Source organism: Pseudomonas sp. R2-60-08W (genome assembly GCF_003852335.1).
GTDB lineage: Bacteria > Pseudomonadota > Gammaproteobacteria > Pseudomonadales > Pseudomonadaceae > Aquipseudomonas.
The window spans coordinates 4328435-4349445 of the sequence record NZ_CP027731.1 but is presented as its reverse complement, the minus strand read 5'-3'; the positions used below and the strand labels follow the sequence as shown (position 1 = coordinate 4349445).

General features: G+C 61.9%; 20 protein-coding genes. 18 read left to right on the top strand and 2 right to left on the bottom strand.

The genetic code is table 11. The features are described from left to right. Positions 1 to 108: 108 nt before the first annotated feature. The 4 genes from C4J90_RS19745 to C4J90_RS19730 are packed head-to-tail and all read left to right on the top strand — an operon-like array spanning position 109 to position 4461. Positions 109 to 576, top strand: coding sequence for a (2Fe-2S)-binding protein (locus C4J90_RS19745; RefSeq protein ID WP_124364022.1), 468 nt, complete (start codon positions 109 to 111; stop codon positions 574 to 576). Beyond that, on the top strand, positions 573 to 2894 hold the full coding sequence (locus tag C4J90_RS19740; RefSeq protein WP_124420631.1) for a xanthine dehydrogenase family protein molybdopterin-binding subunit: 2322 nt from the start codon (positions 573 to 575) through the stop codon (positions 2892 to 2894). Before C4J90_RS19745 ends, C4J90_RS19740 begins: the two co-directional genes overlap by 4 nt. Continuing rightward, positions 2894 to 3880 carry an XdhC family protein gene (locus C4J90_RS19735; RefSeq protein WP_124420630.1) on the top strand — a complete coding sequence of 329 codons (987 nt, stop codon included), beginning with the start codon at positions 2894 to 2896 and terminating at the stop codon, positions 3878 to 3880. Before C4J90_RS19740 ends, C4J90_RS19735 begins: the two co-directional genes overlap by 1 nt. Next, entirely contained in the window at positions 3877 to 4461 is a 585-nt protein-coding gene (locus C4J90_RS19730; RefSeq protein WP_124420629.1) for an NTP transferase domain-containing protein, read from the top strand. Before C4J90_RS19735 ends, C4J90_RS19730 begins: the two co-directional genes overlap by 4 nt. 173 nt (positions 4462 to 4634) lie before the next feature. On the opposite strand, the gene rne is transcribed toward C4J90_RS19730, so the two are convergent. Continuing rightward, a complete protein-coding gene (gene rne, locus C4J90_RS19725) occupies positions 4635 to 7826 on the bottom strand; it encodes a ribonuclease E (RefSeq protein WP_218567456.1) in 3192 nt (1063 codons plus the stop codon). A 758-nt stretch (positions 7827 to 8584) separates the two neighbouring features. Here rne and rluC point away from each other — a divergent pair. From rluC to C4J90_RS19710, 3 genes are read left to right on the top strand one after another with little or no spacing between them, the layout of a single operon-like run. Next, complete coding sequence (gene rluC / locus C4J90_RS19720) at positions 8585 to 9544, top strand: 23S rRNA pseudouridine(955/2504/2580) synthase RluC (protein ID WP_065951059.1); 960 nt, start codon at positions 8585 to 8587, stop codon at positions 9542 to 9544. Further along, on the top strand, positions 9531 to 10193 hold the full coding sequence (locus C4J90_RS19715) for an HAD-IA family hydrolase (RefSeq protein ID WP_124420627.1): 663 nt from the start codon (positions 9531 to 9533) through the stop codon (positions 10191 to 10193). Before rluC ends, C4J90_RS19715 begins: the two co-directional genes overlap by 14 nt. 21 nt (positions 10194 to 10214) lie before the next feature. Beyond that, positions 10215 to 11198: a S49 family peptidase gene (locus C4J90_RS19710; RefSeq protein WP_124405022.1), complete on the top strand. Its 984-nt coding sequence runs from the start codon at positions 10215 to 10217 to the stop codon at positions 11196 to 11198. A 133-nt stretch (positions 11199 to 11331) separates the two neighbouring features. On the opposite strand, the gene C4J90_RS19705 is transcribed toward C4J90_RS19710, so the two are convergent. Continuing rightward, the gene (locus tag C4J90_RS19705) at positions 11332 to 11910 is read right to left on the bottom strand and encodes a nucleoside triphosphate pyrophosphatase (RefSeq protein WP_124420626.1); all 579 of its coding nucleotides are present in this window, start codon (positions 11908 to 11910) and stop codon (positions 11332 to 11334) included. Positions 11911 to 12015: 105 nt separating this feature from the next. Between C4J90_RS19705 and C4J90_RS19700 the strand changes: the two genes are divergently transcribed. The 11 genes from C4J90_RS19700 (at position 12016) to C4J90_RS19650 (ending at position 20973) form a co-directional block, all read left to right on the top strand. Further along, positions 12016 to 12546 (top strand): YceD family protein, encoded by a 531-nt coding sequence (locus C4J90_RS19700; RefSeq protein WP_124364014.1) that lies wholly within the window; start codon positions 12016 to 12018, stop codon positions 12544 to 12546. A 13-nt stretch (positions 12547 to 12559) separates the two neighbouring features. After that, positions 12560 to 12742 (top strand): 50S ribosomal protein L32, encoded by a 183-nt coding sequence (gene rpmF, locus C4J90_RS19695; RefSeq protein ID WP_008152339.1) that lies wholly within the window; start codon positions 12560 to 12562, stop codon positions 12740 to 12742. A 4-nt stretch (positions 12743 to 12746) separates the two neighbouring features. Then, a complete protein-coding gene (gene plsX / locus C4J90_RS19690; RefSeq protein ID WP_124420625.1) occupies positions 12747 to 13757 on the top strand; it encodes a phosphate acyltransferase PlsX in 1011 nt (336 codons plus the stop codon). A 126-nt stretch (positions 13758 to 13883) separates the two neighbouring features. Further along, positions 13884 to 14828: an ACP S-malonyltransferase gene (fabD, locus tag C4J90_RS19685; protein ID WP_124420624.1), complete on the top strand. Its 945-nt coding sequence runs from the start codon at positions 13884 to 13886 to the stop codon at positions 14826 to 14828. 29 nt (positions 14829 to 14857) lie between these two features. After that, complete coding sequence (fabG, locus tag C4J90_RS19680; protein ID WP_124364011.1) at positions 14858 to 15601, top strand: 3-oxoacyl-ACP reductase FabG; 744 nt, start codon at positions 14858 to 14860, stop codon at positions 15599 to 15601. Between the two features lie 191 nt (positions 15602 to 15792). Next, positions 15793 to 16029, top strand: coding sequence for an acyl carrier protein (gene acpP, locus C4J90_RS19675; RefSeq protein ID WP_010566559.1), 237 nt, complete (start codon positions 15793 to 15795; stop codon positions 16027 to 16029). Between the two features lie 128 nt (positions 16030 to 16157). After that, positions 16158 to 17402, top strand: coding sequence for a beta-ketoacyl-ACP synthase II (gene fabF / locus C4J90_RS19670; protein WP_124364010.1), 1245 nt, complete (start codon positions 16158 to 16160; stop codon positions 17400 to 17402). After that, positions 17402 to 18217: an aminodeoxychorismate lyase gene (pabC, locus tag C4J90_RS19665; RefSeq protein ID WP_124420623.1), complete on the top strand. Its 816-nt coding sequence runs from the start codon at positions 17402 to 17404 to the stop codon at positions 18215 to 18217. The genes fabF and pabC overlap by 1 nt, the downstream gene beginning before the upstream one ends. Next, positions 18218 to 19339 carry an endolytic transglycosylase MltG gene (gene mltG / locus C4J90_RS19660; protein ID WP_124420622.1) on the top strand — a complete coding sequence of 374 codons (1122 nt, stop codon included), beginning with the start codon at positions 18218 to 18220 and terminating at the stop codon, positions 19337 to 19339. Positions 19340 to 19358: 19 nt separating this feature from the next. After that, entirely contained in the window at positions 19359 to 19991 is a 633-nt protein-coding gene (tmk, locus tag C4J90_RS19655; RefSeq protein ID WP_124420621.1) for a dTMP kinase, read from the top strand. Beyond that, a complete protein-coding gene (locus C4J90_RS19650; RefSeq protein WP_124420620.1) occupies positions 19984 to 20973 on the top strand; it encodes a DNA polymerase III subunit delta' in 990 nt (329 codons plus the stop codon). The genes tmk and C4J90_RS19650 overlap by 8 nt, the downstream gene beginning before the upstream one ends. The last annotated feature ends 38 nt before the right edge of the window (positions 20974 to 21011 follow it).

Sequence of the window (21011 nt, the reverse complement as noted above, 5' to 3'; positions counted from 1 at the left end):
TCACAAGAGAGCCTCCTCAGCCTGAGCCAATCTGTGCGCACCGAACCGCGTGACCTCTTGCAACAGATTGCTCGCCCCTAACCATGCAATGAACAGGCGGGCGTGCCCATGATTACCCTGAAACTCAACGGCCAAGACCATCAACTGGACGTCACCGAAGATATGCCGCTGTTGTGGGCGATTCGCGATGCAGCGGGCTACAACGGCACCAAGTTCGGTTGCGGCATGGGCCTGTGCGGTGCCTGCACCATCCACATCGACGGTGCGCCCGCACGCAGTTGCATCACCCCGATCGGTGCGGTCAAAGGCCAGGCCATCAGCACCATCGACAACCTGCACACCGATCCTGTCGGCCAGGTGGTGCAGCAAGCTTGGCTGGACACCGCCGTGGCCCAGTGCGGCTATTGCCAGGGCGGGCAGATCATGTCGGCCACCGCGTTGCTGAAAACCCACCCCAACCCCAGTGATGAACAGATCGAAGAGGCCATGGTCGGCAATATCTGCCGCTGCGGCACCTACAACCGGATCAAAACCGCGATCCGTCAGGCGGCCACGCACCTGGGGGCCAAGGCATGAGCCGGTTACCCGCTGATTTCGTACTGAATAACCTCAGTCGTCGCGGCTTTCTCAAAGGCGCGGGGGCCACCGGTGTGCTGGTGATCGCTGCCAGCTGGGGTCTGCCTGACGCCTTCGCGGCTGATGCGGTCAAGCCATATGGCGGCGATGCAATGCCCCATGGGTTGATCGATGACCCCAAGGTCTACGTCAGCATCGCCACCGACGGCACGGTGACCGTGGTCTGCAACCGTTCGGAGATGGGGCAGGGCGTGCGCACCAGCCTCAGCCTGGTGGTGGCCGATGAGCTGGAGGCCGATTGGGCCAAGGTGAAGGTCCAGCAAGCGCCGGGTGATGAGGTGCGTTATGGCAACCAGGACACCGATGGCTCGCGCAGCATGCGCCATTGGTACGAGCCGATGCGGCGTTGCGGCGCCAGTGTGCGGGCGATGCTGGAGCAGGCCGCTGCCGAGCAGTGGAAGGTGCCGGTCAGCGAGTGCCGTGCGCAATTGCACAAGGTGATCCACCAACCTAGCGGTCGTGAGCTGGGCTATGGCGAGTTGGCCACCGCGGCCGGTGCGCTGGCCGTTCCCGCACGCGACAGCCTGCGGCTCAAGCAGCCGACGGAATTTCGCTATATCGGCAAAGAAGGCGTCAAGGCCATCGATGGCGTCGACATCGTCAACGGCAGCGCCATCTACGGTGCCGACGTGCATATCGACGGCATGCTCTATGCCACCATCGCACGGCCGAAGGTATATGGCGGCAAGGTCAAATCCTTCGATGCCAGTGCCGCGATGAAAGTCCCGGGGGTGATCAGGGTGCTGGAAATCGAAAGCCGGCCGATCCCCTCCGAATTCCAGCCTCTCGGTGGCGTGGCCGTGGTGGCCAGCAATACCTGGGCGGCGATCAAGGGCCGTGACGCGCTGAACATCGTGTGGGACGACGGCGTCAACGCCGGCTACAACTCCGTCGATTACCGCAAGGAGCTGGAGGCCGCCGCCCGCCAGCCCGGCAAAGTGGTGCGCAACACCGGCACCCTCGACCAGGCCATGGGCGATGCCGACAGCACCTTGGAGGCGGCCTACTACCTGCCGCACCTGGCGCAGTCGCCGATGGAGCCGATGGTCGCCGTTGCCCGTTTCGACAAGGGCCAGTGCGAAGCCTGGGCGCCGAGCCAGGCACCGCAAGTCACTCGCGAGCGTATCGCTGAGCGCCTGGGCGTGCCCTTCGATAACGTCACGGTGCACGTGACCTTGCTGGGCGGTGGTTTCGGGCGCAAATCCAAGCCGGACTTCATCATCGAAGCCGCCGTGCTTGCCAAACAGTTTCCGGGCAAAGCCGTGCGGGTACAGTGGACCCGTGAAGACGATATCCACAATTCCTACTTTCATACCGTGTCGGCCGAATACCTCAAAGCCGGCCTGAACAAGGACGGCCTGCCTGCCGCCTGGCTGCACCGGACGGTAGCGCCGAGCATTACCGCGCTGTTCGCTCCGGGCATGAACCACGAAGCGGCATTCGAACTGGGCATGGGCTTTACCAATATGGCCTATGCCATTCCCAACGTGCGCCTGGAAAACCCTGAAGCGGCGGCGCATACCCGTGTGGGTTGGTACCGTTCGGTATCAAACATTCCCCACGGTTTTGCCATCCAGAGTTTTGTCGATGAGCTGGCGCACAAGGCCGGCCAGGACCCGTTGCAGTACCAGCTCAAGTTGCTCGGCCCGGACCGTCAGATCGATCCGAAGACCCTGAGCGACGAGTGGAACTACGGCGAATCCCCCGAGCGTTACCCGATCGACACCGCGCGCCTGCGTGGCGTACTGGAAACCGCCGCCAAGGCCGCCGGCTGGGGGCGCAAGCTGCCCAAGGGGCGTGGGCTGGGGCTGGCGGTGCACTACAGTTTCGTCACCTATGTGGCAGCGGTGATCGAGGTGGAAGTCAAAGACGACGGCACGCTGATCGTGCACAAGGCCGATATCGCCGTGGACTGCGGCCCGCAGATCAACCCGGAACGCATCCGCTCGCAGTTCGAGGGCGCGTGTGTGATGGGCCTGGGCAACGCGGTGCTGGGCGAGATCAGCTTCAAGGACGGTAAGGTCCAGCAGGACAATTTTCATATGTACGAAGTGGCGCGTATGTCCCTGGCGCCCAAGCAGATCGCCGTGCACCTGGTGACTCCGACCGGCGAGGTGCCGTTGGGCGGTGTCGGCGAGCCCGGCGTACCACCGATTGCGCCGGCGTTGTGCAACGCGATCTTCGCAGCGACCGGCCAGCGCATCCGTAACCTGCCGGTACGCTATCAATTGCAGGGTTGGCAGGAGGCGAAAGCCTGATGGACAGTGTGGATCTGAATGTCTTGCGCAGCGTGCTGCAATGGCGCCGCGCAGGGCAACGCGTGGTGTTGTACAGCGTGGTGCAGACGTGGGGCAGCGCGCCGCGCCCACCGGGGGCGATGTTGGCCTTGCGCGGCGACGGGGTGGTGATCGGCTCGGTGTCCGGCGGCTGCATCGAGGACGACTTGATCGCACGCCTGCAGGATGGCCGTTTACCCGCCGACGGCCCGCCCGTGCAACTGGTTACCTACGGCGTCACCCGCGATGAGGCGGCGCGTTTTGGCCTGCCTTGCGGCGGCACGTTGCGCCTGACCGAAGAACGGGTGGAAGAGTGGGCCTGGGTGGAGCAATTGCTGGCGCGCTGCGAGGATCATCAGATTGTCGCGCGGGAGCTGAACCTGGCCACCGGCGAAGTGACCCTCACCCCTGCGAGCAAGACCGACGTGGTGACCTTTGACGAGCAGTGCTTGCGCGCCATCTATGGGCCGCGCTGGCGCCTGTTATTGATTGGCGCTGGGCAGCTGTCGCGCTACGTTGCGGAAATGGCGCGCCTGCTCGACTTCGAAGTACTGATCTGCGACCCGCGCGAAGAGTTTGTCTACGGTTGGGAGGAACAACACGGCCGCTTTGTGCCGGGCATGCCCGATGAAGCGGTGCTGAATATTCAGACCGACGAGCGCACGGCGATTGTCTGCCTGACCCACGACCCGCGCCTGGACGATATGGCGTTGCTTACGGCGTTGAATTCCAGCGCGTTCTACATTGGCGCCCTGGGCTCGCGGGTCAATACGCTGAAACGTCGGGAAAACCTGGTGGCGCTGGGCTTGTCGGCGGACGCAATCGCGCGCTTGCATGGGCCCATCGGTTTGCACATCGGCAGCCATACGCCGGCGGAAATCGCACTGTCGCTCATGGCGGAAATCGTCGCGATCAAGAACGGCGTGGCGCCCCTGCAGAAAAAGCCGCTGCCGGTGGCTGCCCAGTGACAGTGACGGCAATAGTGCTGGCGGCGGGGCAGGGTAGTCGCTTCCGTGCTGAGGCCGGCGCCGACTGCGATAAATTGCTGGCCGATTGCGTCGGCCTGGACGGCGTGACGCGGCCTGTGATCGAGCAGGTATTGGTGAACCTGCCGACGACGCTTGTTGAGCGTTGGGTGGTGACGTCACCGGAACGCCTTGAGGTGATTCGGTTGGCTGAGGCACATGGTTGTAAGGTCCTGCTGCTGGAATCGGCCGGTATGGGCGATAGCATTGCCGCCGCTGTCACGGCCAGTGCTTCGGCAGAGGGCTGGCTAGTGGTACTGGGGGATATGCCGTTTATTCGTTCCGCGACGATCGAGCGTGTGCTGGCCGATCCGGGAAGCATCACTGTGCCGGTGCATGCCGGACAGTATGGGCATCCAGTCGCTTTCGGCCGTGTATTTGGGCCTGCATTGATGGCATTGGCCGGCGACCGTGGCGCGAAAGCTTTGTTTGCACTGGCACAGGTGCGAGGCGTGCCGGTGGATGATCCTGGCGTGCTATGGGATGTGGATGTGCCGCAACAGTTGAGTTTCAGCGCCGACTGAATGTGGGAGGGGGCTTGCTCCCGATAGCGGTATGTCAGCTCATGGAGGTGTTGGCTGATCCACCGCTATCGGGAGCAAGCCCCCTCCCACCTTTGAACAACCGTGTGTTCGATTTTTTTGCAAAAAAAGCCCCGCCTGATTGCTCAGGCGGGGCTTTTTATTGGCTGGTGGAATCAGACGAAGGGTTTAGGCTCGTGCTCTTCTTCCTGGGCCTTGTGCTCTACCGACGCGGCAGCAGCGGCGGCAGCCTCGGCTTCCTTGCGGCGACGACGCACTTCACGTGGGTCGTTCGGTGCACGGCCGTTTTCAGTCAGGGCGCTTGCCGGTGCAGCTTCAACCACCGGAGCGGCGACTTCGGCTACCACCGGGGCTTCCACGACTGGCGCAGGCTCTACGACCGCCGTTGGCTCGATCACAGGGGGCGGCTCAACCACTGGGGCAGGCTCGGCAACCACGACTTCGGCAACCGGAGTTGGCGCTTCCTCTACCACCGGCGCAGGCGCAGGCGCTTCAACCGGGGCGGCAGGTTCGGCGGACCATTGGAAGGCGGTCTGTTCTTCGCGAACTTCACGCACGGCCGGGGCGGCTTCTTCGGCAGCCGGTGTTTCAACCACAGTTTCTTCAGCTGCAGCTTCAACCACTGGCTCAGGCTCGACGACCGGGGCGACTTCAACGGCAACCACTTCGGTCACGGGTTGAGCGTCGCGAACCGGTGCCACTTCCACTTCCGGAACCACTGGGGTTTCGATTGGGGTAGCGGCTTCCACCACCGGTGCTTCAACCACTGGAGTCTCGGCAACAGGCGCTTCTACCGTAGCGGTCTCTTCGAAAGCAGCAGTCTCTTCGACAGCGGCGGTAGCGCGTTCAGCCTGCTCATGAGCCTGGGCTTCAGCTGGTGCGCTGATGACCGAGCTGGCCACGGCGGCAGTCACGGCCAGGCCGGCAGCCAGTTCGTCACCGGTCGGTTCGTGGTTGCCAGCTTCTGCGTGCTCGCCGGCTTCTTCCGAACCTTCGATCACGTTGCCGTTGGCATCACGTTGACGCTCACGACGGTTGCTGCGACGACGCTGACCACGGGAACGACGGCGTGGACGATCGCCTTCGGCGTTGTCCTGGCCCTCTTCCTGCAGTTGCTCTTCGCCGGTCAGCACTTCTTCTTCGCTGGCGGCAGCGGCTTGTTCGGCGCGCGGTTGACGCTCTTCACGCGGAGCACGTGGTTGGCGTTCCTCACGTGGCGCGCGTTCTTCACGCGGCTGACGGGCCGGGCGTTCTTCGGTGGTTGTGGCTGCGGCTGCGGCAACGGCAGGTGCCGCGTCCAGAGGCTCGCGCAGTTCGCGCACACGTTCTTCACGCTCGCCGCGCGGCTTGCGGTCTTCACGTGGGGCACGTGGAGTACGCGGTGCACGCTCCTCGCGAGGTGCGCGTTCTTCACGGGCTACGGTCGGGGTTTCTTCACGGGCTTCGCGAGGTGCACGCTCTTCACGGGGCGCGCGTTCCTCACGCGGAGCACGTTCTTCGCGCGGCTTGCGCTCTTCGTCGCGGCGACCGTTGCGGTTACGGCTCTGCTGACGACCGTTGCGACGCTCTTCGTTGCGCGCAGGGCGTTCAGCGGCGGTTTTTTCAACCACAACCGGCGCGGCGGGCTCTTCCTTGGTGGCGAACAGGCTGACCAGGGATTTCACCAGGCCTTTGAACAGGCTTGGCTCAGGCAGGGCGGCCGGCGCGGCAACCGGAGCGGCGGCTTCAGCCGGAACCGGTGCGTTGGCGCGGGCCGGTGCGGTCTTCACGGCGGCTTCCTGGCGGACCAGGGTGCGGGTCGCAGCGGCTGGCTGGACTTCTTCCACTTCGGCAGCGGCAGCAGCAATTTCGTAGCTGGACTGGCCGCTGTGGGCTTCCGGGCTGTCATCGCGCAGGCGCTGCACTTCGAAGTGCGGCGTCTCGAGGTGATCGTTCGGCAGGATCACGATACGGGCGCGGGTGCGCAGTTCGATCTTGGTGATCGAGTTGCGTTTTTCGTTGAGCAGGAAGGCCGCAACCGGAATCGGCACTTGTGCGCGAACTTCGGCGGTGCGGTCTTTCAGGGCTTCTTCTTCGATCAGGCGCAGGATCGCGAGCGACAGCGATTCAACGTCACGGATGATGCCGGTGCCATTGCAACGCGGGCAAACGATGCCGCTGCTTTCACCCAGGGATGGGCGCAGGCGCTGACGGGACATTTCCAGCAGGCCGAAGCGCGAGATGCGGCCGACCTGCACGCGGGCACGGTCAGCTTCCAGGCATTCGCGGACTTTCTCTTCCACGGCGCGCTGGTTCTTGGCCGGGGTCATGTCGATGAAGTCGATCACGATCAGGCCGCCGATGTCACGCAGGCGCAGCTGGCGGGCGATTTCTTCAGCCGCTTCCAGGTTGGTCTGCAGGGCGGTTTCTTCGATGTCGCTACCCTTCGTGGCGCGCGCCGAGTTGATGTCGATGGACACCAGGGCTTCGGTCGGGTCGATCACGATGGAGCCGCCGGAAGGCAGTTCGACTACGCGCTGGAAAGCGGTCTCGATCTGGCTTTCGATCTGGAAACGGTTGAACAGCGGAACGCTGTCTTCGTACAGCTTGATCTTGCTGGCGTACTGCGGCATCACCTGGCGGATGAAGGTCAGGGCTTCGTCCTGGGCTTCCACGCTGTCGATCAGCACTTCGCCGATGTCCTGGCGCAGGTAATCGCGGATGGCGCGGATGATCACGTTGCTTTCCTGGTAGATCAGGAAAGGCGCGGAACGATCCAGGGACGCTTCTTTGATGGCGGTCCACAGCTGCAGCAGGTAGTCGAGGTCCCACTGCATTTCTTCGCTGCTGCGGCCCAGGCCTGCAGTGCGCACGATCAGGCCCATGTCGGCCGGTGCGATCAGGCCGTTGAGCGCTTCACGCAGTTCGTTGCGCTCTTCGCCTTCGATGCGACGGGAAATACCGCCGGCACGAGGGTTGTTCGGCATCAGCACCAGGTAACGGCCAGCCAGGCTGATGAAGGTGGTCAGGGCGGCGCCCTTGTTGCCACGTTCTTCTTTCTCGACCTGAACGATGACTTCCTGACCTTCGCTCAGGACGTCCTTGATGTTCACCCGGCCTTCGGGGGCCTTCTTGAAGTATTCGCGGGAGATTTCTTTGAGGGGCAGGAAGCCGTGGCGCTCGGAGCCGAAATCGACAAAGGCAGCCTCAAGGCTAGGTTCGATGCGAGTAATACGGCCTTTATAGATGTTGGCCTTCTTTTGCTCGCGGGCACCGGATTCGATATCCAGGTCGTAGAGGCGTTGGCCATCTACCAGTGCAACACGCAACTCTTCGGGTTGGGTTGCGTTAATCAGCATTCTTTTCATGTTGTACCGTCGGTTTCCGGGCTGCCGGAAACGGCGTTCGGCACACACGACTTCTCACGGTCGGTGTCAGGTGCGTCAAGAGTGGTTGGCCACTCCAGTGTCCAGCAAAACCTGCCAATTGGGCGGGTATCGCGACGGACGCGTCCTGCTTGTTAGCGGTGGTGACAAAGGCACCACTTCAACAAAAGCTAAGGTCAGGAGGAGGAATCAACCGGCGACTGTGGACGAGATGAAGCGTCTAAATATAAGCCTAGTGCTACACGGTCCGACGGTTGTGCATCTCCACCCTACACGTATCCCTGATAATTCGGGTGCTGCCGCGCGCAGAATCCGCAGCGGGTTGGCATTTACCGTGTTCTCCAATGGGGAGTCCACGCTCATGGCTAAACAAGACTAGGTGTGGGCGACTGCGCTCGCACTCAGCTCTTAACAGGCGTTGTTTCCGAAGCATTCGCCATGGTCTGGCCCGAGACTGACTGCACTTTGTGAACTGGCCGTAAATATCGGCGCGCAAGGCGAGTATTCACTCTGCTTTGCGCACTCGCTTCAGGCCTCATGTCACCTGCGCTTGTTACAATCTCAAGCCTTCCAAGGTGGCGAACGCCCCGTAGGACGGCCTCGCGTCCTGATGAATTGCGATGGTCAGGGCCGGCAGTTTGCCGCAAGTCCTCTGTCCAGGCCGCTTTTGGCGGCGTTCGCGACTATAGCAGCAATGATTAAGTGCTTCAATTCCATAAAAAATTGTTATCATCGCCGCCATGACGACTACCGCCCCCCAGACCCCCAGCGTCCAGCTGCTCGAGGTCTCGCCGGAATATGCCGGCCAACGCATCGATAATTTTCTCCTGGCCAGGCTCAAAGGCGTGCCCAAGACCTTGATTTACCGCATCTTGCGCAAAGGCGAGGTGCGCGTGAACAAAGGTCGGATCAAGCCCGAATACAAGTTGCAGGCGGGCGATATCGTCCGGGTGCCGCCAGTGCGTGTGCCCGAGCGCGACGAGCCGGTGCCGCTGGCCCAGGGCCTGCTGCAGCGCCTGGAAGCCTCGATCGTGTTCGAAGATAACAAACTCATCGTGATCAACAAACCCTGCGGCATTGCCGTTCACGGCGGCAGCGGCCTGACGTTCGGCGTGATCGAAGCCTTTCGTCAGCTGCGCCCGGATGCCAAGGAGCTGGAACTGGTCCACCGACTGGACCGCGACACCTCTGGCCTGTTGATGATCGCCAAGAAGCGCAGCATGTTGCGCCACCTGCACACCGCCCTGCGTGGCGATGGCGTAGACAAACGCTACATGGCGTTGGTGCGTGGTAACTGGGCCAGTTCGATCAAGAGCGTGCGAGCGCCGTTGCAGAAAAGCAACCTGCGCTCCGGTGAACGTATGGTGGAAGTGGACGAGGAGGGCAAAGAGGCCCTGACCCTGTTCAAGGTGCTGCGCCGCTTCGGCGACTTCGCCACCCTGGTCGAGGCCAAGCCGGTGACCGGGCGTACCCACCAGATTCGCGTGCACACCTTGCACGCCGGTCACTGCATTGCCGGTGATACCAAATACGGTGACGAGGATTTCTCCAGGGAAATTCGCGACCTGGGTGGCAAGCGCCTGTTCCTGCACGCCTATATGCTGACCGTGCCGCTGCCCGATGGCGGTGAGTTGAAGTTGCAGGCGCCAGTCGATGAGATGTGGGCCAAGACCGTGGAGCGTTTGAGTGTCGCGCCTTGATTACAAGCTGCTGATCTTCGATTGGGATGGAACGCTGGCCAACTCCATAGGGCGGATTGTCGAGTCGATGCACATGGCCTCGACCCGTTCCGGCTTCGAGCCGTGCAGCGACCTTGAGGTCAAGGGCATCATCGGCCTGGGCTTGCCTGAGGCCATCCGCACCCTGTACCCGCAGATCGACGACTCGCAACTGATCGCGTTTCGACAGCACTACGCGGATCACTACATCGCCCTGGAGGCCGAGCCTTCCCCGCTGTTCGACGGTGTGAGGCAGTCCCTGGAGGCGTTCCGTGCCCAAGGCTATTACCTTGCCGTGGCCACCGGCAAGGCCCGGCGCGGGCTCGACCGCGTGCTCAAGGCACATGGCTGGGACGATTATTTCGACATCACCCGTGCCGCCGATGAAACCGCCAGCAAACCCCACCCTCTGATGCTGGAGCAGATCCTGGCTCACTGCGGGGTAGCGCCGCGCCAGGCACTGATGGTGGGGGACGCGTCCTTCGACCTGATGATGGCGCGCAATGCGGGCATGGACAGCGTGGCGGTCAGCTACGGCGCCCAGGCGGCCGAAGCCTTGCAGCAATATGAGCCCAGGCTGACGATCGATCATTTTTCTGAACTGCAGGCCTGGCTCGGTCGGGCTCAATAAGTCTTTGCTGGGGTTAATGGCATGAGTGACGAGTGGAAAGCGCCTGAAAAGGCCGATAGCAGCGACGACAAAAGCTGGAAGTTGCTGGAAAAGACCTTGTTGGCCAGCGTGCAGGAGCAGCGTCGTTCACGGCGTTGGGGGATTTTCTTCAAGCTGCTGACCTTCGTGTATCTGTTGGGCATGCTGGCGTTGTTCAGCCCGCTGATGGACATGGAAAAAAGCGCCACCCGTGGCAGCCACTACACCGCCTTGATCGAAGTGCGCGGGGTGATTGCCGACAAGGAACCCGCCAGCGCCGACAACATCGTCAGCAGCCTGCGCGCCGCGTTCGAAGACCCCAAGGTCAAAGGCGTGGTCCTGCGCATCAATAGCCCCGGTGGCAGCCCGGTGCAGTCGGGTTATGTGTATGACGAGATCCGCCGTCTGCGCGCCCTGCATCCAGATACCAGGCTTTATGCGGTGATCTCGGACCTGGGGGCCTCGGGTGCCTATTACATCGCCAGCGCCGCCGATCAGATCTATGCGGACAAGGCCAGCCTGGTCGGCTCCATTGGCGTGACGGCGGCCGGCTACGGTTTTGTCGGCACCATGGAGAAGCTGGGCGTGGAGCGTCGCACCTACACGTCGGGGGAGCATAAGGCGTTCCTCGACCCGTTCCAGCCGCAAAAGGCCGATGAAACACAGTTCTGGCAGGGCGTGCTCGATACCACCCATCGTCAGTTCATTGCCAGCGTCAAGCAAGGGCGCGGCGATCGGCTCAAGGACAAGGACCATCCAGAGCTGTTCTCCGGCCTCGTGTGGTCGGGTGAGCAAGCGCTGCCGCTGGGCTTGATCGACGGCCTGGGCAGTGCCAGTTCGGTGGCGCGAGATGTGATTGGCGAGAAGGAGTTGGTGGATTTTACGGTTGAGGAATCGCCGTTTGACCGCTTCTCCAAGAAGCTCGGCGCCAGCGTGGCTGAGAAGCTGGCCCTGTACATGGGCTTCCAGGGCCCGACCCTGCGCTGAAATCCTTAGGCTGGCATAGCTCAAAATGTGGGAGGGGGCTTGCTCCCGATTGCGGTGGGCCAGCTACAGATAAGCTGACTGATCCACTGCTATCGGGAGAAAGCCCCCTCCCAAATTTGGATTTGTGGTGTATCTAGGGGATTTGCACGCCTTCCGCCAGCAGCATATCTACCAGGCAAATCAGCGGCAGGCCCACAAGGCTGGTCGCATCCGGCCCTTCGGTGCTCTGGAACAGGCTCACGCCCAGGCCTTCGGCCTTGAAGCTGCCCGCACAGTCATACGGCTGCTCGATCCGCAGGTAGCGTTCGATGCGTTCAATGCTCAGTTCGCGCATGCGCACCGTAAAAGGGATGCAGTCCACCTGGCAGTGCCCGGTATCGCTATTGAGCAGCGCCAGTCCGGTGAGGAAGCTCACACGTTTGCCGCTGGCTGCCAGCAATTGCTCGCGGGCGTTTTCGAAGGTGTGCGGCTTGCCGATAATCCGTCCTTCAAGCGCAGCCACCTGATCCGAGCCGATGATCAGGTGTCCTGGATGACTGGCGGCGAGGGCGCGCGCTTTCTCTTCGGCCAGGCGCTTGACCAGCTCAATGGCGGATTCATCCGGGCGATGGCTTTCATCGATATCCGGCGCGCCGCAGGTGAACGGCAAGTGCAGGCGGCTCAGTAATTCCCGGCGATAAACCGAGCTGGACGCAAGTAATAAAGGCAGCATGGACGTCTCCTCAAGGCAGCCGCAGATTCTAGCGGCGTGACCGGCTGACGCACAGGGCTGAATTTCCTTTGACATGGCTGGGTGCATCCCTATAATGCTGCGCCTATGTTGAATGACCCGATTCCACCTCACGTTGACCCGCGCAAATTGGCTGATCGTGGCACTTCCCTTCAAGGTGAATTGCCGCTGGCCGATTTGGAGAGACTCTGCGACTCGCTTTCCGACACTGTCGGTGCGGTCCAGGCCAAATTCGTTTTTGAACGAGATGAACGTAAGTCTGTGGTGATCCACAGTTTTATCGACACCGAAGTCAAGATGGTTTGCCAGCGTTGTCTTGAGCTGGTCACCCTGCCGATCCACAGCGAATGCAGTTATGCCGTGGTGAAGGAGGGTGCGAATACCCAGTCGTTGCCGAAAGGTTATGACGTGCTGGAACTGGGCGAAGATCCTTTGGATCTGCATGCACTGATCGAGGAGGAGCTTTTGCTCGCCTTGCCCATTGTGCCTGCTCATCATCCGGAAGAATGCCAGCAGCCGGCGGGTCTCGATGACGAGCCCGAACCGAGCGAGGACGAGGTAACGCGGTCCAACCCGTTCAGTGTATTGGCGCAGTTAAAGCGTGACCCAAACGTTTAGGAGTTAATCAATTATGGCTGTTCAGCAGAACAAAAAATCCCGCTCTGCCCGTGACATGCGTCGTTCGCACGATGCCCTGACGGCAAGCACTCTGTCTGTAGAAAAAACCACCGGTGAAATTCACCTGCGTCACCACGTTTCGCCAGAAGGCGTTTACCGTGGCCGTAAAGTGATCGACAAGGGCGCTGACGAGTAATCACTTGTCTGCTCAAGTCATCGCGATTGACGCAATGGGCGGGGACTTCGGTCCCCGCAGCATTGTTCAGGCCTGCATTGCCAGCCTGACCGCTACGCCCTCGCTGCACCTGACCCTCGTCGGTCAACCCTCCCTACTTGAAGAACTGATTGCCAGCCATCCGGCGGTGGATCGCGCGCGCCTGACGGTTACAGCGGCCAGCGAAGCCATCACCATGGACGAAAAGCCGGCAGCGGCCTTGCGCGGGAAGCCCGACTCGTCCATGCGCGTGGCGTTGGAAATGTTGCGCGACGGCAAGGTGCAAGCCTGTGTCAGTGCCGGCAATACAGGCGCTCTGATGGCCCTGTCGCGGCATGTGCTCAAGACGCTGCCGGGCATCGACCGGCCGGCGATGGTGGCGGCGATTCCGACGCAGAAGGGCTATTGCCAGTTGCTGGACCTGGGGGCGAACGTCGACTGCAGTGCCGAGCACCTGTTCCAGTTCGCCGTAATGGGCTCGGTGGCGGCCGAAGCGCTGGGCGTGGTACGGCCACGCGTGGCCTTGCTGAACATCGGCACCGAAGACATCAAGGGCAACCAGCAGGTCAAGCTCGCCGCTGCGTTGCTGCAGGGCTCGCGAGGCTTGAACTACATCGGTTTTGTCGAGGGTGACGGTTTGTACCGTGGCGAGGCGGATGTGGTGGTGTGCGACGGGTTCGTCGGCAATATCCTGCTCAAATCCAGTGAAGGCCTGGCGACCATGATCGCCACGCGCATCGAAGCGCTGTTCAAACAGAACCTGGCGTCGCGGGCTGTTGGCGCCCTGGCGCTGCCATTGATGCGCCGTCTGCAGGCCGACCTGGCCCCGGCAAGGCACAATGGCGCGAGTTTTCTGGGTTTGCAGGGCATTGTGGTGAAAAGCCACGGTTCGGCTGGTGTGGAAGGTTTTCAAAGTGCCATTGCGCGGGCCGTGATCGAGATTCAGGAAAACCTGCCGCAACGTTTGCACGGCCGTCTCGATGATCTGTTGCCTTAGGCGAATTGGCCCGGGAGTGCTTAAATGTGACCGGCCAGTTCAATTGACCATCCAATCTGTCAGTTTCGTGCGCTCCCACCGTAGGGGCGCCTCTTTCCGACGACAAGATCATTAGGGGCTTGTTACATGTCTACATCCCTCGCATTCGTCTTTCCAGGGCAGGGTTCGCAGTCCCTCGGCATGTTGGCCGAGCTGGGCGCGCAATACCCGCTGATCCTGGACACCTTCAAGGAAGCTTCCGACGCACTGGGTTACGACCTGTGGGCGTTGACCCAGCAGGGGCCGGAAGAGCAACTCAATCAAACCGATAAAACCCAGCCGGCCATTTTGACCGCTTCGATCGCCCTGTGGCGCTTGTGGCTGGCCGAAGGCGGCACGCGCCCGGCGTTCGTTGCCGGCCACAGCCTGGGCGAATACAGCGCGCTGGTCGCGGCGGGCAGCCTGACCCTCGGTGAAGCGGTCAAGCTGGTCGAGCGTCGTGGCCAATTGATGCAGGAAGCCGTTCCGGCCGGGCAGGGCGGCATGGCCGCTATCCTGGGCCTGGACGACGCCGTGGTGATCGAAGCCTGTGCCGAAGCGGCCCAGGGCGAAGTGGTCAGCGCGGTCAACTTCAACTCCCCTGGCCAAGTGGTCATTGCCGGTGCCAAGGCGGCGGTCGAACGCGCCATCGAAGGCTGCAAGGCGCGTGGCGCCAAGCGTGCGCTGCCGTTGCCGGTCAGCGTGCCGTCGCACTGCGAACTGATGCGCCCGGCCGCCGAGCGTTTTGCCGAGTCTATCGCTGCCATCAACTGGCAGGCGCCGCAGATCCCGCTGGTGCAGAACGTCAGCGCGACGGTTGCCCCTGACCTGGACACCCTCAAGCGCGACCTGCTGGAGCAGCTCTACAAGCCGGTACGCTGGGTGGAATCGGTGCAGACCCTGGCCGCCAACGGCGCCACCGAGCTGGTCGAGTGCGGTCCGGGCAAAGTCCTGGCCGGCCTGAACAAGCGCTGCGCCGACGGTGTGTCGACTGCCAACCTCAATACCCCTGAAGCCTTCGCTGCCGCTCGCGGCACTGGCCTGAACGCTTAATCCCGATTTTGTACTTAGGAGAAGCCTGCATGAGTCTGCAAGGTAAAGTTGCACTGGTTACCGGCGCAAGCCGTGGCATCGGCCAGGCCATCGCCCTGGAGCTGGGCCGTCAGGGCGCCGTTGTGATCGGCACCGCCACTTCCGCTTCGGGCGCCGAGCGTATTGCCGCGACCCTCAAGGAAAACGGCGTGCAGGGCACCGGCCTTGAGCTGAATGTGACCAGTGATGCGTCTGTGGCGGCTGTGCTGGCCGAGATCACCGCTCAGTTCGGTGCGCCGTCGATTCTGGTGAACAATGCCGGTATCACCCGCGATAACCTGATGATGCGCATGAAAGACGACGAATGGTACGACGTAGTCGATACCAACCTGAACAGTCTGTTCCGCCTGTCCAAGGGCGTTTTGCGCGGCATGACCAAGGCGCGTTGGGGCCGAATTATCAATATTGGCTCCGTAGTGGGTGCCATGGGCAACGCCGGCCAAGTAAACTACGCCTCCGCCAAGGCCGGTCTGGAAGGTTTCAGCCGTGCACTGGCGCGTGAAGTCGGTTCGCGGTCGATTACGGTAAACTCGGTGGCTCCAGGGTTCATCGACACCGATATGACCCGCGAACTGCCGGAAGCACAGCGTGAAGCCTTGCTGACGCAGATTCCGCTGGGCCGTCTGGGCCAGGCTCAAGAGATCGCGAATGTGGTCACTTTCCTTGCATCCGACGGTGCGGCATACGTGACTGGGGCTACAATTCCAGTGAACGGCGGGATGTACATGAGTTAAATTGTGACGGATCGCTTCAAAAATATGTCATACGAGCTGTCTAAAATCCGTTATAAAGCTGCAACTTAATTTATAGGCAGGTGGCAGGGCGGGTACAGGGTGAAGCTTTCAGTTGAAAAGCTGAAATGGCTTTCTATACACTTACCCACTGGCCAGCTGCCTGAATTTGTCCATTAGGAGTTAAACAAGGTATGAGCACCATCGAAGAGCGCGTCAAGAAAATCGTTGCCGAGCAACTGGGCGTCAAAGAAGAAGAAGTGACCAACACTGCTTCCTTCGTAGAAGACCTGGGTGCCGATTCCCTTGACACCGTTGAGCTGGTGATGGCTCTGGAAGAGGAATTCGAGACCGAAATCCCGGACGAAGAAGCTGAAAAAATCACTACTGTTCAAGCTGCTATCGACTACGTTACTGCCCACCAGGCGTAATAGTTTGTAGTCGTCGCTTGCTGTCAGGGAAAAACCGCACTGCTGTAACGGCGTGCGGTTTTTTCTTTAAGCGGTGACGAAAAGTACGCTGCGAAGCAAAGTGTCGTCATTAGAAAAAGGAGAGTGCTGTGTCGCGTAGACGCGTCGTAGTCACCGGTATGGGTATGTTGTCGCCACTGGGCACGGATGTGCCAAGCAGTTGGCAGGGCATTCTGGCTGGCCACAGTGGTATCGGTCTGATCGAACACACGGACCTTTCTGCCTATTCCACCCGTTTTGGCGGCTCGGTAAAGGGTTTCAATGTCGAGGAATACCTCTCGATCAAGGAATCCCGCAAGCTCGACCTGTTCATTCAGTACGGCCTGGCAGCCGGTTTTCAGGCGGTGCGTAATGCCGGCCTGGAGGTCACCGACGCCAACCGTGAGCGCATCGGCGTGGCCATGGGTTCGGGTATTGGTGGCCTGACCAATATCGAAGAAACCAGCCGCACGCTGCACGATTCCGGCCCCCGTCGAATTTCACCGTTCTTCGTGCCGGGCTCGATCATCAATATGATTTCCGGTTTCCTGTCGATCCACCTGGGCGCACAGGGGCCTAATTACGCCATCGCAACGGCGTGCACCACGGGCACCCACTGCATCGGCATGGCGGCGCGCAATATCGCCTACGATGAAGCTGACGTGATGATCGCCGGCGGCGCCGAGATGGCTGCCTGCGGCCTGGGCATGGGCGGCTTCGGCGCGTCCCGTGCGCTGTCGACCCGCAACGACGAACCGACCCGTGCCAGCCGTCCGTGGGACAAAGGCCGCGACGGTTTCGTACTGTCCGACGGTGCCGGCGCCCTGGTGCTGGAAGAGTTGGAGCATGCCAAGGCGCGCGGTGCCACCATCTATGCCGAGCTGATCGGCTTTGGCATGAGCGGCGACGCCTACCACATGACCTCGCCACCGGCCGACGGTGCCGGTGCCGCGCGTTGCATCACCAACGCCTTGCGCGATGCGAAGGTCAACGCCGACCAGGTGCAGTACATCAATGCCCATGGCACTTCGACGCCAACCGGCGACCTGGCGGAAGCCGAGGCCATCAAGTCGGTGTTCGGCGAGCATGCCTATAAGCTGGCCGTCAGCTCCACCAAGTCCATGACCGGCCATCTGCTGGGCGCGGCGGGCGCGGTCGAGGCGATCTTCAGTGTCATGGCCATCAAGGACCAGGTCGCTCCGCCGACCATCAACCTTGATGAGCCGGACGAAGGTTGCGACCTGAACTTCGTGCCTCACGAAGCGCAACCGATGCCGATCGACGTGGTGATCTCCAACTCGTTCGGTTTTGGTGGCACCAACGGCTCGCTGGTGTTCCGCCGGTTCGCCGAGTGATGCACAGCTGGGTCGACGGTCAGCCAGCGGACAGCGTGCCCCTGAAAGATCGCGGCCTGGCGTATGGCGATGGGGTGTTTGAAACCATCGCGGTCAAGGCCGGGCAGCCGGTGCTGCTTGACCGCCATCTGCAGCGCCTCCATGAGGGCTGCAGGCGCCTCGGGTTAGCCGCAGATCACGGGCTGGTCCGTAGCGAGGTGCTGGCCTATGCCACAGCCCTTGGCGATGGCGTGCTCAAGTTGATCCTGACCCGTGGCGACAGCCAGCGCGGTTATGGCATCGACCCCGAGGCCGCTGCGCGCCGTATCTTGCAGGGCAGTCCGCCTGCCGCTTATCCCGAAACCCATGGAACCGACGGCATCCGCCTGTTTGCGTGTGTCACCCGCTTGGCCCAACAACCGCTGCTGGCCGGGCTCAAACACCTCAACCGCCTTGAGCAGGTGATCGCCCGCGCCGAATGGCGGGATGCCGAGCATGCCGAAGGCTTGATGCTGGATACGTCCGGTCGTGTCATTGAAGGTGTGTTCAGCAACCTGTTCCTGGTGCGCAACGGCTTGTTACTAACCGCTGATCTGAAGCGTTGCGGCGTTGCCGGCGTGATGCGCGCCGAACTCCTGGCCCAGGCGCAAGTGCTGGGCGTCCCGGTGGCCGTGGCCGACATCAGTCTCGAACAGTTGCAGCAGGCCGACGAAGTCTTTGTGTGCAACAGCGTTTATGGCATCTGGCCGGTATGCGAGTGCGCTGGGATGAGCTGGTCGGTTGGCCCGCTCACCCGTAAACTGCAGGGCATTGTTCGCGCGCTATTGGATATTTGAGTGATACGAAAACTGGTTGTACTGCTGCTGATCGGTGTGTGCTCGGCGGCTTTGCTGGCGGGCTTTTGCGCCTGGAAATACAACGATGCTTTGAAACAGCCGTTGCATTTGACCCAGGAGCGATTGCTCGATGTGCCGGCAGGGGCGACGCCCACTGGCACCTTCAATCGTCTGGAAGCCGATGGCGTGCTCGACGGTGCCTTCTGGCTGCGTCTTTATTGGCGTTTCAACCTTGAGGGCCAGCCGCTGCACAGCGGCGAATACCGGATGACCCCAGGCATGACCGCCGAAGGCCTGATCGGCCTGTGGCAGCGTGGGGAAGTGGTGCAATACAGCCTGACCCTGGTGGAGGGGTGGAACTTCCGCCAGGTACGCTCGGCGCTGGCCAAGCATGACAAGATCGTGCAGAGCCTCTCGGGCCTCAGTGACAGCGAAGTGATGGACAAGCTCGGCCATCCTGGCGTGTTCCCTGAAGGCCGCTTCTTTCCCGACACCTACCGTTTCGTGCGCGGCATGACCGATGTCGAATTCCTGAAGAAGGCCTACAACCGCCTCGATGATGTACTGGCCCAGGAGTGGAGCAAGCGCGCGCCTGATGCGCCTTACACTGAGCCTTATCAAGCGCTGATCATGGCCTCTCTTGTAGAAAAGGAGACCGGTGTGCCCGAAGAGCGCGGGCAAATTGCCGGTGTGTTCGTGCGTCGCCTGAAGATGGGCATGATGTTGCAGACCGATCCCACGGTGATCTACGGCCTGGGTGAGCGCTACAACGGCAAGTTGACCCGCGCCCATCTCAAGGAAGCCAACCCCTACAACACCTACATGATCGCCGGCTTGCCGCCGACACCCATCGCCATGGTCGGCCGCGAGGCGATTCATGCCGCACTGAACCCGGTGCCGGGCAGCAGCCTGTATTTCGTCGCCCGTGGCGATGGCAGCCATATTTTCTCGGATGACCTGGATGCGCATAATGCCGCCGTGCGTGAGTTTCAACTCAAGCGCCGTGCCGATTACCGTTCCAGCCCGGCACCGGCGGTCAAGCCGCTGGACGACGCGGTGCCACCGGTTGACGTACCGGCAGAGCCTGCGCCGGACACCAGCGCCCCGCAAAGCCCGCAATGACTCTGACTAAGGACTGCCTGTGACTGGCTTGTTTATAACCCTCGAAGGCCCGGAAGGCGCCGGCAAAAGCACCAACCGCGACCACCTGGCCGAGCGCCTGCGTGCTGCGGGCATCGAAGTGGTGTTGACCCGTGAGCCCGGCGGTACGCCGCTGGCCGAGCGCATCCGTGAAGTATTGCTGGCGCCGGGTGATGAGCCAATGAACCCGGATACCGAGCTGCTGCTGGTGTTCGCCGCCCGTGCCCAGCATTTGGCCGAGGTCATCCGACCGGCGCTGGCACGCGGCGCCGTGGTGATCTGCGACCGTTTCACTGACTCCACCTACGCCTACCAGGGCGGTGGTCGTGGGTTGTGCCCGGAACGTATCGCTGCCCTGGAAGCCTTCGTGCAGGGCGATCTGCGTCCAGACCTGACCCTGCTGTTCGACCTGCCGGTGGAAGTGGGGATGGCTCGCGCCAGTGCACGCGGCCGCCTGGATCGTTTCGAGCTGGAAGGCCAGGGGTTTTTCGACGCTGTGCGCACTGCATTCCTCGCGCGTGCCAAGGCGGAGCCTGCGCGTTATCACCTGCTCGATGCGGCTCAGCCGCTGGCGCAGGTGCAGCACGCCATCGATGCGCTATTGCCCACCCTGCTGGAGCGCGCCCGTGGCTGATGCCTATCCATGGCAGGACGGCCTGTGGCAACAATTGGCCGGCCGTGCCCAGCACGCCCACGCCTATTTGCTGCACGGCCCGACAGGCATCGGCAAGCGCGCCCTTGCCGAACGCTTGATGGCCAGCTTGTTGTGCCAGCGCCCGGTCAGCCTGGAGGCCTGCGGCGCATGCAAATCCTGCCTGCTGCTGAAGGCGGGTAGCCACCCTGACAACTATGTGCTGGAACCTGAGGAAGCGGACAAAGCGATCAAGGTCGACCAAGTACGCGACCTCGTCAGCTTCGTGGTGCAGACCGCGCAGATGGGCGGGCGCAAGGTGGTGCTGATCGAGCCGGTGGAGGCGATGAACATCAACGCCGCCAACGCCTTGCTCAAAAGCCTTGAAGAACCGTCCGGCAACACCGTGCTATTGCTGGTGAGCCATCAGTCCAGCCGCTTGTTGCCGACTATCCGCAGCCGTTGCGTGCAGCAGGCGTGCCCGTTGCCAAGCGAGGCCATGAGTCTGCAATGGCTGGCGCAGGCGCTGCCGGACTGCTCGGCAGAAGAGCGGGTCGAATTGCTGACCCTGGCCGCAGGCTCCCCACTGGCTGCGGTGAAGCTGCAGGCCCAGGGCGTGCGCGAGCAACGTGCACTGGTGGTGGACGGGGTGAAGAAGCTGATCAAACAGGAACTGTCCGCCACGCAATTGGCCGAAACTGCGTGGAAGGACATTCCCCTGTTGCTGCTGTTCGACTGGTTCTGCGACTGGTCCAGCCTGATCCTGCGCTACCAACTGACCCAGGACGAGAACGGCCTGGGCCTGCCGGACATGCGCAAGGTGGTGCAATACCTGGCGCAGAAAAGTGCCCAGGACAAGGTGTTGAGCATTCAGGACTGGATCCTCGCCCAGCGCCAGAAGGTGCTCGGCAAGGCCAACCTCAACCGCGTGCTCTTGCTCGAAGCGCTGCTGGTGCAGTGGGTCGGTCTGCTCGGCCGGCGTTAATTTCCGTGGCCAGCGGGTGTATCGTTGGCTAGACACGT

Excerpts from the sequence above, each read along its gene's own strand:
- rluC (WP_065951059.1), top strand. The coding sequence starts at position 8,585 with ATGACGACTACCGCCCCCCAGACCCCCAGCGTCCAGCTGCTCGAGGTC.
- C4J90_RS19700 (WP_124364014.1), top strand. The coding sequence starts at position 12,016 with ATGTTGAATGACCCGATTCCACCTCACGTTGACCCGCGCAAATTGGCT.
- C4J90_RS19705 (WP_124420626.1), bottom strand. The coding sequence starts at position 11,910 with ATGCTGCCTTTATTACTTGCGTCCAGCTCGGTTTATCGCCGGGAATTA.
- rpmF (WP_008152339.1), top strand. The coding sequence starts at position 12,560 with ATGGCTGTTCAGCAGAACAAAAAATCCCGCTCTGCCCGTGACATGCGT.
- rne (WP_218567456.1), bottom strand. The coding sequence starts at position 7,826 with ATGAAAAGAATGCTGATTAACGCAACCCAACCCGAAGAGTTGCGTGTT.
- C4J90_RS19740 (WP_124420631.1), top strand. The coding sequence starts at position 573 with ATGAGCCGGTTACCCGCTGATTTCGTACTGAATAACCTCAGTCGTCGC.
- acpP (WP_010566559.1), top strand. The coding sequence starts at position 15,793 with ATGAGCACCATCGAAGAGCGCGTCAAGAAAATCGTTGCCGAGCAACTG.
- C4J90_RS19735 (WP_124420630.1), top strand. The coding sequence starts at position 2,894 with ATGGACAGTGTGGATCTGAATGTCTTGCGCAGCGTGCTGCAATGGCGC.
- C4J90_RS19710 (WP_124405022.1), top strand. The coding sequence starts at position 10,215 with ATGAGTGACGAGTGGAAAGCGCCTGAAAAGGCCGATAGCAGCGACGAC.
- pabC (WP_124420623.1), top strand. The coding sequence starts at position 17,402 with ATGCACAGCTGGGTCGACGGTCAGCCAGCGGACAGCGTGCCCCTGAAA.
- fabG (WP_124364011.1), top strand. The coding sequence starts at position 14,858 with ATGAGTCTGCAAGGTAAAGTTGCACTGGTTACCGGCGCAAGCCGTGGC.
- fabD (WP_124420624.1), top strand. The coding sequence starts at position 13,884 with ATGTCTACATCCCTCGCATTCGTCTTTCCAGGGCAGGGTTCGCAGTCC.
- C4J90_RS19745 (WP_124364022.1), top strand. The coding sequence starts at position 109 with ATGATTACCCTGAAACTCAACGGCCAAGACCATCAACTGGACGTCACC.